General features: G+C 33.6%; 12 protein-coding genes. All 12 read left to right on the forward strand.

All coding sequences use genetic code 11. The annotated features are described in order from the left end of the window. Nucleotides 1-92 precede the first annotated feature (92 nt). The 12 genes from lepA (at nt 93) to LG295_RS06820 (ending at nt 12,826) form a co-directional block, all read left to right on the forward strand. Nucleotides 93-1,916: a translation elongation factor 4 gene (gene lepA, locus LG295_RS06765; protein WP_107530708.1), complete on the forward strand. Its 1,824-nt coding sequence runs from the start codon at nt 93-95 to the stop codon at nt 1,914-1,916. A 97-nt stretch (nt 1,917-2,013) separates the two neighbouring features. Further along, complete coding sequence (hemW, locus tag LG295_RS06770; protein WP_107530707.1) at nt 2,014-3,138, forward strand: radical SAM family heme chaperone HemW; 1,125 nt, start codon at nt 2,014-2,016, stop codon at nt 3,136-3,138. A 100-nt stretch (nt 3,139-3,238) separates the two neighbouring features. Next, nucleotides 3,239-4,219, forward strand: a complete 981-nt coding sequence (gene hrcA, locus LG295_RS06775) for a heat-inducible transcriptional repressor HrcA (RefSeq protein ID WP_107530706.1) — start codon at nt 3,239-3,241, stop codon at nt 4,217-4,219. 26 nt (nt 4,220-4,245) lie between these two features. Then, on the forward strand, nt 4,246-4,857 hold the full coding sequence (gene grpE, locus LG295_RS06780) for a nucleotide exchange factor GrpE (protein WP_107530705.1): 612 nt from the start codon (nt 4,246-4,248) through the stop codon (nt 4,855-4,857). Nucleotides 4,858-4,912: 55 nt separating this feature from the next. Further along, nucleotides 4,913-6,757 (forward strand): molecular chaperone DnaK, encoded by a 1,845-nt coding sequence (gene dnaK / locus LG295_RS06785; protein WP_017724615.1) that lies wholly within the window; start codon nt 4,913-4,915, stop codon nt 6,755-6,757. A gap of 146 nt (nt 6,758-6,903) precedes the next feature. Further along, entirely contained in the window at nt 6,904-8,040 is a 1,137-nt protein-coding gene (gene dnaJ, locus LG295_RS06790; RefSeq protein WP_107530704.1) for a molecular chaperone DnaJ, read from the forward strand. 3 nt (nt 8,041-8,043) lie between these two features. Next, a complete protein-coding gene (gene prmA / locus LG295_RS06795) occupies nt 8,044-8,982 on the forward strand; it encodes a 50S ribosomal protein L11 methyltransferase (protein ID WP_326020286.1) in 939 nt (312 codons plus the stop codon). Between the two features lies 1 nt (nt 8,983). Further along, complete coding sequence (locus tag LG295_RS06800) at nt 8,984-9,736, forward strand: 16S rRNA (uracil(1498)-N(3))-methyltransferase (RefSeq protein WP_107530702.1); 753 nt, start codon at nt 8,984-8,986, stop codon at nt 9,734-9,736. A gap of 245 nt (nt 9,737-9,981) precedes the next feature. Continuing rightward, nucleotides 9,982-10,158, forward strand: a complete 177-nt coding sequence (gene rpsU, locus LG295_RS06805; RefSeq protein WP_002483157.1) for a 30S ribosomal protein S21 — start codon at nt 9,982-9,984, stop codon at nt 10,156-10,158. 348 nt (nt 10,159-10,506) lie between these two features. Next, nucleotides 10,507-11,145 carry an NfeD family protein gene (locus LG295_RS06810; RefSeq protein WP_216652801.1) on the forward strand — a complete coding sequence of 213 codons (639 nt, stop codon included), beginning with the start codon at nt 10,507-10,509 and terminating at the stop codon, nt 11,143-11,145. 12 nt (nt 11,146-11,157) lie between these two features. After that, entirely contained in the window at nt 11,158-12,141 is a 984-nt protein-coding gene (gene floA, locus LG295_RS06815) for a flotillin-like protein FloA (RefSeq protein WP_017724608.1), read from the forward strand. Nucleotides 12,142-12,157: 16 nt separating this feature from the next. Next, a complete protein-coding gene (locus LG295_RS06820) occupies nt 12,158-12,826 on the forward strand; it encodes a hypothetical protein (protein WP_107530700.1) in 669 nt (222 codons plus the stop codon). The last annotated feature ends 92 nt before the right edge of the window (nt 12,827-12,918 follow it).

Below are 12,918 nucleotides of genomic sequence, written 5' to 3' on the forward strand. Positions count from 1 at the left end.
GCAAGTTTGCAATTAACTACTAAAAACGTTATTATATCAAAGAATGTCATACATATTACGGGCTAGAATTATGAAAGTGAGAAGGATAATACATGGATAAACAAGAACGCTATAATCGACGTAAAAATATTAGAAACTTTTCCATTATCGCACATATAGACCATGGTAAATCTACGTTAGCTGATAGGATTTTAGAAAATACAAAATCAGTCGAGACTAGAGACATGCAGTCTCAACTATTGGATTCTATGGATTTAGAAAGAGAACGCGGTATAACAATTAAATTAAATGCAGTACGTTTAAAATATGATGCTAAAGATGGGGAAACATATACGTTCCACTTAATCGATACACCAGGGCATGTCGATTTTACTTATGAGGTGTCTAGATCACTTGCAGCATGTGAAGGTGCTATATTAGTTGTGGATGCGGCACAAGGTATAGAGGCACAAACTTTAGCGAATGTGTATTTAGCACTTGATAATGATTTAGAATTACTGCCAGTTATCAATAAAATAGATTTGCCAGCGGCAGAACCTGAACGAGTGAAACAAGAATTAGAAGACGTTATCGGTATCGATAAAGATGATGTGGTACTTGCAAGTGCAAAATCAAATATTGGTATTGAAGATATCTTAGAGAAAATCGTTGAAGTAGTACCACCACCTGAAGGTGATCCAGAAGAACCTCTAAAAGCACTTATATTCGATTCGGAATATGATCCGTATAGAGGGGTTATATCTTCTATCAGGGTAATGGAAGGTATTGTAAAAGCAGGCGACCGCATTAAAATGATGGCAACTGGTAAAGCGTTTGAAGTGACTGAAGTTGGTATCAATACACCAAAGCAATTACAAGTTGATGAATTGACTGTCGGTGATGTTGGTTACATCATTGCTAGCATTAAAAATGTAGATGATTCACGTGTAGGGGACACAATTACACATGCCGATAGACCAGCGGCCGAACCATTACAAGGTTATAAGAAAATGAATCCAATGGTCTTCTGTGGTCTATTCCCAATTGATAACAAAGATTATAATGATTTAAGAGAAGCTCTAGAGAAATTACAATTAAATGACGCTTCGTTAGAGTTTGAACCTGAATCATCACAAGCTTTAGGTTTTGGTTATCGTACAGGTTTCTTAGGTATGTTGCATATGGAAATTATCCAGGAACGTATTGAGCGTGAATTTGGAATAGAACTTATTGCCACAGCGCCTTCAGTTATTTATGAATGCATCTTAAAAACAGGTGATGAAGTCACGGTGGACAACCCTGCGAACATGCCTGATAGAGATAAGATAGAAACAATATATGAGCCATTTGTGCGCGCGACTATGATGGTTCCTAACGACTATGTAGGTGCAGTAATGGAGTTATGTCAACGCAAACGTGGTCAATTTATAAATATGGAATATATGGATGATATCCGTGTGAATATCATTTATGAGATTCCATTATCAGAAGTAGTGTTTGATTTCTTTGATCAGTTAAAATCTAATACTAAAGGGTATGCTTCATTCGATTATGAATTTATCGATAATAAAGAAAGTGATCTAGTGAAGATGGATATCTTGTTAAATGGTGAGAAAGTAGATGCTTTAAGCTTTATCGTGCATAAAGAGTTTGCATACGATCGAGGAAAAGCTTTAGTTGAGAAACTTAAAACGCTGATACCTAGACAACAGTTCGAAGTTCCTGTACAAGCAGCTGTAGGGCAAAAAATCGTAGCAAGAACGAATATTAAATCAATGGGTAAAAATGTTTTGTCTAAATGTTATGGTGGCGACATTACTCGTAAGAGAAAGCTTCTAGAAAAACAAAAAGCTGGTAAAGCTAAAATGAAAGCAGTAGGTAATGTAGAAATTCCTCAAGACGCTTTCTTAGCAGTACTTAAGATGGACGAAGATTAATATAAATTAAAAATAGGGGCCTTAAATCCAAAAGATTTATGGCCCAGTTTTTGTGATTATTTTAAGTATTCAATAAATGAAAGAAGGTGCACGCAATATGGAAGTGAAAAGTGCATATATCCATATTCCATTTTGTGTAAGAATATGTACATATTGCGATTTCAATAAATATTTTATATACAATCAACCGGTGGATGAATATTTAGATTGCTTAATTAAAGAGATGTGCGATAGCGAGGTTAGAGTTTTAGAAACTGTATTTGTAGGTGGCGGAACACCGACAGCCTTAAGTTATAAACAACTCAAGCGATTACTAATTGCAATTACTGATACGTTCGAAATTAAAGGCGAATTTAGTTTTGAAGCTAATCCAGATGAATTGACACTTGAAAAAGTTCAATTATTGAAAGATTTTGGTGTTAACAGACTATCTATGGGTGTACAAACGTTCAAACCTGAACTTTTAGAAATATTAGGTAGAACGCATCATACTACTGATATCTACCGAGCTGTTTCTAATGCGCGTGCTGTAGGTATTCCTTCTATAAGTTTAGATTTGATGTACCATTTACCACAACAAACGTTAGAGGATTTTAAGGATAGTTTAGAAAAAGCATTGGCCATGGATATTGATCACATTTCAAGTTATGGGCTTATATTGGAACCTAAAACACAATTTTATAATATGTATAAAAAAGGTAAGTTGAAAATTCCTAATGAAGATATTGGTGAAGAAATGTATGAATATCTAATTGAGAGAATGAATAAGTCTGATTTACATCAATATGAAATTTCAAATTTTGGGAAAGTAGGCCATGAATCGGAACATAATAAAGTTTATTGGAAAAATGAAGGGTATTATGGTTTTGGTGCAGGTGCAAGTGGCTATGTGAATGGCGAACGTTACAGTAATGTTAATCCTGTAAATCACTATATAAAAAAAATAAAGAACAATGAAAGACCTATTTTACAATCAACTTACCCAACAAAAACAGAACAAATGGAAGAAGAAATGTTCTTAGGTTTGAGAATGAATAAAGGTGTAAGTAAAAATAGGTTTTTTGAAAAATTTGATCAAACAGTTGAGCAAGTTTATGAGAAGTCGCTTAAAGATTTAACTCAAAAAGGACTTATCGTTGAAAAAGATGACTACATTTCTATGACTGATCGTGGAAAAGTCGTCGGAAACTTAGTGTTTGAATCATTTTTGCTTAATGTATAAAAATTTATAAAAATCCAGTGCTTTAACATTGACTTACTTTGACCAATTTGATAAATTATAATTAGCACTTGAAACAAAAGAGTGCTAATGAGGTGAAAACATGATTAGCGATAGACAATTGAGCATACTAAATGCAATTGTTGAAGATTATGTTGATTTAGGTCAGCCAATTGGTTCAAAAACACTGATTGAACGGCATAAATTGAATGTTAGTCCTGCTACTATTAGGAATGAGATGAAGCAATTAGAGCTTCTCGAACTAATAGAGAAGACGCACACGTCGTCAGGACGATATCCTTCAGAATCAGGTATCAGATATTATGTGAATCAATTATTACAAGAAACATCTCATCAACAACAAACTAAAATTCAACGTTTGAGAGATTTATTAGTTGAAAATCACTATGATATTGCGACTTCACTCAGTGATTTTGCAAATGAACTTTCAAATCAATCTCAGTATACAACGTTGGTAATGCGTCCAAATCATAAAAAAGATATTGTTAATAACATTCATTTGTTTAGAGCAAATGCTTATTTGGTTATAATGGTTGTTGTATTCTCATCAGGTCATGTTGAAAACTTACATTTAGCATCTCAAGTTCCATTATCAAATAATGAACTTACAAACATTTCTAATTTTGTTACTGCTAAATATAACGAATGGAATAATCACCATTTCGAAAATGACTTGAATGCTTTTGTGAAATCAGATATTGAAAAAGATTTTATAAAAGACATGTTGAATACAATAGATATTCATTTTGATAATCAAAGTAATGGCATTTTTATGGGCGGAAAGGTTAAACTTATAGATGCGTTGAATGAAACGAACGTATCATCAATTCAACCGATTCTACAATATATAGAATCAAATAAAATCATACAATTACTTGATGAAATGTCTAATTCAGCTATTAATGTCAAAATTGGTCATGAAATTGAATCAAGTTTAAGTGATATTTCAATTGTTACAAGTGAATATCACATTGATGATAGACTTAAAGGTCAAATTGCGGTTATCGGACCAACGGCAATGAATTATCAGAACGTAATCAGATTACTAAATACGATTTGGTAATTAACAATTGTATTGGAGGGCAGACAATGACAGAAAAAAATGAATCAGTTTTCGACCAAAACGAAGACGTAAATGAACAAACTTCAGAAGATAATACGGTTGAAAACACTGACGAAACTACAGAAACATCACAAGATAATCTGCAGGAGGACGATTCACAAAATATCTCAGAAGACGTAGATCCTAAAGATGAAGAAATTCAACAATTGAAAAAAGATGTTCAAGAAAATGAAGAAAAATATTTAAGATTATACGCTGAATTTGAAAACTATAAGCGTAGAATACAAAAAGAAAACCAAACAATGAAAGAGTATAAAGCACAAGATGTTTTAAATGATATCTTACCAACAATAGATAACATTGAACGTGCTTTACAAATTGATGGCGAAGATGAACAGTTTAAATCACTTAAAAAAGGTGTCGAAATGGTTCATGAAAGCTTATTAAATGCATTGAAAAATAATGGTTTAGAAAAAATAGAAACTGAAGGTCAACAATTTGATCCTAACTTCCACCAAGCTGTAGTTCAAGATGATAATCCTGATTTCGAATCTGGACAAATTACTGAAGAGCTACAAAGTGGTTATAAATTGAAAGAAAGAATTTTAAGACCTTCAATGGTTAAAGTAAACCAATAAATTATTTTATTGTTGAAAACACCAAATTTTCAAACATAACAGGAGGAATTTATTTATGAGTAAAGTAATAGGTATTGACTTAGGTACAACAAATTCATGTATTGCAGTATTAGAAGGCGATGAGCCAAAAGTAATTCAAAATCCTGAAGGTGCTAGAACAACTCCATCTGTAGTTGCATTTAAAAATGATGAAACTCAAGTAGGTGAAGTTGCTAAGCGTCAAGCAATCACTAACCCTAATACAATTCAATCTATCAAACGTCATATGGGTACAGATTACAAAGTAGACGTTGAAGGTAAATCATATACACCACAAGAAATTTCAGCAATGGTATTACAAAACCTAAAAAGTACAGCAGAAGACTACTTAGGCGAAAGTGTAGATAAAGCTGTTATTACAGTTCCTGCATACTTCAACGACAGCGAACGTCAAGCTACTAAAGATGCTGGTAAAATTGCTGGTTTAGAAGTTGAACGTATTATTAACGAACCAACTGCAGCTGCATTAGCTTACGGTTTAGACAAAACAGAACAAGATCAAAAAGTGCTTGTATTTGACTTAGGTGGCGGTACTTTCGACGTATCAATCCTTGAATTAGGTGACGGCGTATTTGAAGTACTTTCAACAGCAGGTGACAATAAACTTGGTGGGGATGACTTTGACCAAGTAATTATTGATCACTTAGTAGCAGAGTTCAAAAAAGAAAACAGCGTAGACTTATCAAAAGATAAAATGGCTTTACAACGTCTTAAAGATGCTGCTGAAAAAGCTAAAAAAGACTTATCTGGTGTTTCTCAAACACAAATTTCATTACCATTTATCTCTGCTGGAGAAAGCGGTCCATTACACTTAGAACTTACACTAACTCGTTCTAAATTTGAAGAATTAGCAGATTCATTAATAAGAAGAACTATGGAACCAACTCGTCAAGCAATGAAAGACGCTGGTTTATCTAGCTCTGATATCGATGAAGTTATCTTAGTTGGTGGTTCTACAAGAATCCCTGCAGTACAAGATGCAGTGAAAAAAGAAGTAGGTAAAGACCCTCATAAAGGTGTTAACCCTGACGAAGTTGTAGCAATGGGTGCAGCAATTCAAGGCGGCGTTATCACAGGTGATGTTAAAGACGTAGTATTATTAGACGTTACACCATTATCATTAGGTATTGAGATTATGGGTGGACGTATGAATACACTAATTGAAAGAAATACTACAATTCCAACATCAAAATCACAAGTTTACTCTACAGCTGCAGATAACCAACCAGCAGTTGATATTCATGTATTACAAGGTGAACGCCCAATGGCAGCAGATAACAAGACACTTGGTAGATTCCAATTAACTGATATCCCAGCTGCACCTCGTGGTGTACCTCAAATCGAAGTTACATTCGATATTGATAAAAATGGTATTGTAAACGTTACTGCAAAAGACTTAGGTACTAACAAAGAACAAAACATTACAATACAATCAAGCTCAGCACTTTCAGACGATGAAATTGATCGCATGGTTAAAGATGCAGAAGAAAATGCGGAAGCAGATAAAAAACGTCGCGAAGAAAGTGATTTGAGAAATGAAGCAGATAGTTTAGTATTCCAAGTTGAAAAAACAATCACTGATTTAGGTGAAAACATCAGCGAAGAAGATAAAACAAATGCTGAAGATAAAAAAGAAGCATTAAAATCTGCGCTTGAAGGCGAAGATATAGAAGATATCAAAGCTAAAAAAGAAGAATTAGAACAAGTTGTCCAAGACTTATCAACTAAAGTTTACGAACAAGCTGCACAAGCTCAACAACAAGCTCAAGGTGAAGATGCAAACGCTTCTCAAGACAGCAATGTTGAAGATGCAGATTTCACAGAAGTTAAAGATGACGACAACGAAGATAAGCAAAAATAAGTGTAGTCATGGACTAATTAATTGTTATTAATAGAAATATATGACACAATTGCTTAGCCAAATTAAGTCAAAGTCAATTGAACATTGGCTTTGACTTTTTCCTTTTTTATAAAAGATTTAATAAAACCGTAAAAGGAGAGATAACAGTGGCCAAAAGAGATTATTATGAAGTCTTAGGTGTTAGTAAAAGCGCTTCTAAAGATGAAATTAAAAAGGCTTATCGTAAATTATCAAAGAAATACCATCCTGACATAAATAAAGAAGAAGGTGCTGACGAGAAGTTTAAAGAAATCTCAGAAGCATACGAAATTTTAAGTGATGACAATAAACGTGCTAATTATGACCAATTTGGTCATGACGGCCCACAAGGTGGTTTTGGTGGCCAAGGCTTTGGTGGTCAAGACTTTAGCGGATTCGGAGGCGGCGGTTTCGAAGATATTTTCAGTTCGTTCTTCGGAGGCGGCAGACAACAACGTGATCCAAATGCACCAAGAAAAGGTGACGATCTACAATATACAATGACTGTTACTTTTGATGAAGCAGTTTTTGGTAGCGAGAAAGAAATTTCAATACGTAAAGATGTTACTTGTCATACATGTGATGGTGAAGGTGCTAAACCTGGTACTAAGAAAAAAACATGTCATTATTGTAGTGGTGCTGGTCATGTTTCTGTTGAACAAAATACAATACTTGGTAGAGTTAGAACTGAAAAAGTTTGTCCAGTATGTAGTGGTTCAGGTCAAGAATTTGAAGAACCATGTCCAACATGTCACGGAAAAGGTACTGAAAACAAAAATGTTAAAATCAGTGTAACAATACCTGAAGGTGTTGATAATGAACAACAAATTAGGCTAGCTGGTGAAGGTGCTCCAGGTGAAAATGGTGGGCCACAAGGTGACTTATATATCGTCTTTAGAGTTAAACCTTCAGAAAAATTTGAAAGAGATGGCGACGATATTTATTATTCTCTTGATGTTAGCATCGCCCAAGCAACGTTAGGCGACGAAGTTAAGGTCCCAACGCTAAATGGTAGCGTAATGTTGACTATTCCTGCAGGCACTCAAACAGACAAACAATTCCGACTTAAAGAAAAAGGTATCAAAAATGTACATGGCTATGGCTATGGTGACTTATTTATAAATATTAAAGTAGTTACACCAACTAAAGTAAGTGAGCGTCAAAAAGAATTGCTTAGAGAATTTGCAGAAATTGATGGCGAAGAAATTTCAGAACAACCGTCAAATTTTAGAGATAAAGCTAAAAGATTCTTTAAAGGAGAATAATATATGAACTGGACTGAAGTATCAATCAGCGTTAATCACGAGGCATCATCAATTATTTCTGATATATTAGAAGATTTTGGTTCAAATGGTGTAGTTATAGAGGATTCTAAAGATTTGGAACAAGCGTTTGAGGTTAAATTTGGTGAAATTTATGCATTAAATGCTAATGATTATCCTCAAAAAGGTGTAAGAATAAAAGCGTACTTCAATGAAATTAAATATACAGAAAAGTTAAAATCAGAAATCATTAATGCAATTGAACAAGTTCCTTCTCTGGATCTTTCACTTTTTGAGTACGAAGAACAAACATTACGTGAGCAAGATTGGGAAAATGAATGGAAAAATTATTTCCATCCATTTAGAGCTTCAGAACAGTTCACCATTGTTCCTAGTTGGGAAACATATCAAAAAGAAGACGAAAATGAATTATGTATTGAATTAGATCCAGGAATGGCGTTTGGTACTGGGGATCATCCTACAACTAGTATGTGTTTAAAGGCAATAGAATCATATGTGAAGCCAAGTGACGCTGTTATTGATGTTGGCACTGGTTCAGGTATATTAAGTATTGCTACTCATTTATTAGGTGTAAAACGTATTAAGGCATTAGACGTAGATGAAATGGCAGTAAGAGTTGCTAAAGAGAACTTTGAGAAAAATAATTGTGACCATGCAATTGAAGCCACGACTGGAAATTTATTAAAAGAAGAAACTGAAAAATTTGATGTTGTGATTGCTAATATTCTAGCTCATATTATTGAAGAAATGATCGATGATGCTTATAATACCTTGAATAAAGATGGTTATTTTATTACGTCTGGTATTATAGAAGAAAAACACAAAGCAATCGTAGAGCACATGGAAAACACGGGTTTTAAAGTGTTGTCTATTAACCATGAAAATAGCTGGGTCTGTATTGTAGGGCAGAAAGTGAGCGATTGACATGCAAAGATACTTTATTAATCAAAACGCTGATTCACTTCAGCGTTTTTCCATTATCGACAAAGGTGATATCCATCATATTTTAAACGTAATGAGGTATCAAATTGACGATGAAATTATTATCACTTTTTCGGATCAATCTGTTTATAAATGTAAAATTAACAATATAGCTACTAATGAAATTGAAATCGATCTAGTTGAACAAATTGATATAGATTCAGAATTACCTCAAACCATTACTATATGTAGTGGTTTGATTAAAGCGGATAAATATGAATGGTTGTTACAAAAAGCAACTGAACTAGGTGCTAGTGAATTTTTAGCTGTAGGAATGAAACGCTCCGTTGTAAAATTAAATGAAAGTAAGGTAACTAAGAAATTAGAACGTTGGCAGAAAATTATTAAAGAAGCTGCTGAACAAAGCTATAGATTAGCAATACCTTCTATCGCTTATAAAGCCTCACTAAAAGAAGTTTTTCAACAAAGTGATTTATATGATTATATTTTGATAGCATACGAAGATGCTGCCAAACAAGGTGAAGTTAGTAACCTTAAAAGGATGATAAAACAATTTCAGCCCAATGATCGTGTTCTAGTGATTTTTGGACCTGAAGGTGGATTAGCGGAAGAAGAGTTAGCATTATTTAGTGAGAATTCACATCAAGTTGGGTTAGGTCCTAGGATTTTAAGAGCTGAAACAGCGCCTCTATATGTGCTAAGTACCATTAGTTATGAAGTAGAACTGTTAGATTAATCCTATGTGGGATTTTTGAATTCAAGCAATATATTAAACTTAATAACAAATTTACTAATATTAATATAATTTATAAAAGATTTTAGGATGCTGCTAAAAAGGTGTCTAAGAAAAACGTTAAATTAAAAAAATGTAAATTTTACTAATTGACCACATTAATCAGATATATTATACTAAGTTATACATGGTTAGTGCCATGTGATGATAATAAAGTTTCGTTGATATTTGGAGGGAGGGAAATACACATGTCTAAAACAGTAGTCAAAAAGAACGAATCACTTGAAGATGCGTTACGTCGTTTCAAACGTACAGTTTCTAAAAGCGGTACAATTCAAGAAGTACGTAAACGTGAGTTTTACGAAAAACCTAGCGTTAAACGTAAAAAGAAATCAGAAGCTGCACGTAAACGTAAATTCAAATAATTAATTGTTTCGTTGACTCCCTCAACACCAACATTAATTATAAACCAAAATAGCCTTTAGTTGATAATCAACTAAAGGCTATTATTTTTACCTGAATTTGTATATAACGCTAATGATTGATAGTAGTTACCACTACAAGTTATTAGCGTTTCTTAATATGTCCTTACAATCAAGAAACGCTTGAAAATTAATTTATTGATTATGAAATTTTATGCTGTAAACGCTATAATCAAGTATTAATTTCATGTATAATTAGATTGAGAGCGAGGTGATAGAGTGATTCCTTCAAGTAGTTTACATACAATATTTTCAGCTAATTTTGTTGAAAGTGGAAACTGGATTGACGATATGGCTAATTTTATTGTAAATCCAGTAGTTGCGTTAATTTTAACATGTATTATCTTTTTAGGTTTCTTATATCAATTGTATTCAAATAAAATTAACATAATAGGAATTGTTGCCACATTAACTTTATTGATATTCTTTTTAGGATTTTATATAAAAGGAGATGTCAATTTATATTCTGTGATTTTATTTGGCATAGGCGTTATATTTGTAATAATTGAACTTTTTGTAGTCGGCGCAGTTATCGGTATTATCGGTATGGCACTAATAGTTTTTAGTATTATTACTTTAGGAGATAATTTAGTTTATATGATTGCCAATGTCGTCGTTGCATTAATACTATCAATTATTGAATGGGTGATACTTGTGAAGATATTTAAACGGAAAATTCCATTTTTAGACAAGGTTGTATTGAAAGATTCTACAAATGCAGAAGCAGGCTACACTTCACACGAAGATCGCTCTCATTTAGTTGGGCAAACTGCAACAACTTCAACTGATTTAAGACCTGCAGGAATTATTACTTATAACAATGAACGTATTGATGCAGTTTCTGATGGTTCTTTTATTTTAAGAAATAAACAAGTTACCATTTTAGAAGTAGAAGGTACGAGAGTTGTTGTAAGAGAAAACGAATCATAAAGGAGAGAAAGTATGATCGGATTAATTATTATTGTCGCTATAGTAGTAATAGCATTATTGTTATTATTTTCATTTGTACCAGTCGGATTATGGATTTCAGCAATTGCGGCTGGTGTTAAAGTAGGAATAGGTACATTGGTTGGTATGAGGTTACGTAGAGTATCACCAAGAAAAGTTATTTCACCGCTTATTAAAGCACATAAAGCAGGGCTTAACTTAACTACGAATCAACTAGAATCTCATTATTTAGCTGGTGGTAACGTTGACCGTGTAGTTGATGCGAACATCGCAGCACAAAGAGCGGATATTAACTTACCATTTGAACGTGGCGCTGCTATCGATTTAGCTGGTCGTGACGTTTTAGAAGCTGTACAAATGTCAGTAAATCCTAAAGTTATAGAAACACCGTTTATCGCTGGTGTTGCTATGAATGGTATCGAAGTAAAAGCCAAAGCGCGTATTACAGTACGTGCTAATATTGCTCGTTTAGTTGGCGGTGCTGGTGAAGAAACAATCATCGCTCGTGTAGGTGAAGGTATTGTTTCTACTATTGGTTCAAGTGAACATCACACAGAAGTATTAGAAAATCCAGACAATATTTCGAAAACTGTTTTAAGTAAAGGTTTAGATTCTGGTACAGCGTTTGAAATCTTATCGATTGATATCGCTGATGTTGATATTAGTAAAAATATCGGTGCAGACCTACAAACTGAACAAGCACTTGCAGACAAGAATATTGCACAAGCTAAGGCTGAAGAACGTCGTGCTATGGCCGTAGCGCAAGAACAAGAAATGAAAGCGAAAGTACAAGAAATGCGTTCTAAAGTTGTTGAAGCCGAAGCTGAAGTACCATTAGCAATGGCAGAAGCTTTACGCTCTGGAAATTTAGGCGTAAAAGATTATTACAACTTGAAAAATGTTGAGGCAGATACAGGTATGAGAAATTCTATTAATCAACGTACAAATCAACAAGATGACGAATCACCGGATAAATAATTTTAGGGGTGATTAAATGAATATAGGTATTATTATTTTTGTAATATCTGTGATTGTAACAATAATCGGAGCTATTAATGATAATAGTCATAAAGATAGACAAAATCAAAAGCCACCAGTAAATAAAGGGCCAAATAGTAAGGGTGAGCAACCGAAAAAAGGTGGATTCTTGGACGAAATAGGTAAAACTTTCAAAGAGATTGAAAAACATATTAACGAAGATCCTACGTCACAAAGAAGAGAACCTGAACAAATGCCTCAACCCGAACGTTCGCAATCTTCACCAACGGAAACACGTGCAGAAAAAATGGAATCACCAAGTTCTGAGCGTAAGACAAGAAAAGATAATGAAACTGAAGCAGATAAAGCAAAACGAGCTCAACAACAACAAGATGATAAATTACAAAAAGAGCTTGAAGCTGATTTAATGGGACAAATACAAGATGTTCGAACTGAAATTGACCGTGAAAACGAGAAAAGACTTCAGAGAACTGAGAAAAAAGCGCGTGCAATCATTGCGGATAAATACTTATCTGAAAGAACAAAAAGGTTTCGCTTGAAACAATTAATGAATGCACATGCTATTCAAAGTCCTGCTAATAATGATCAGTTTAGGTTTGCCGATGATGAAGTGGTTAATGGTATTATTTGGTCTGAAGTACTGGAAAGACCTAAAAGGTTATAATTGCATATTTTAACGTCTTATAAAAATCAACGTATATAGGTTTTTATAGGGCGTTATTTTTTGTTGCAAAACACTGTACAAATAAAACATTT

Source organism: Staphylococcus pseudoxylosus, assembly GCF_044794325.1.
Taxonomy (GTDB): domain Bacteria; phylum Bacillota; class Bacilli; order Staphylococcales; family Staphylococcaceae; genus Staphylococcus; species Staphylococcus pseudoxylosus.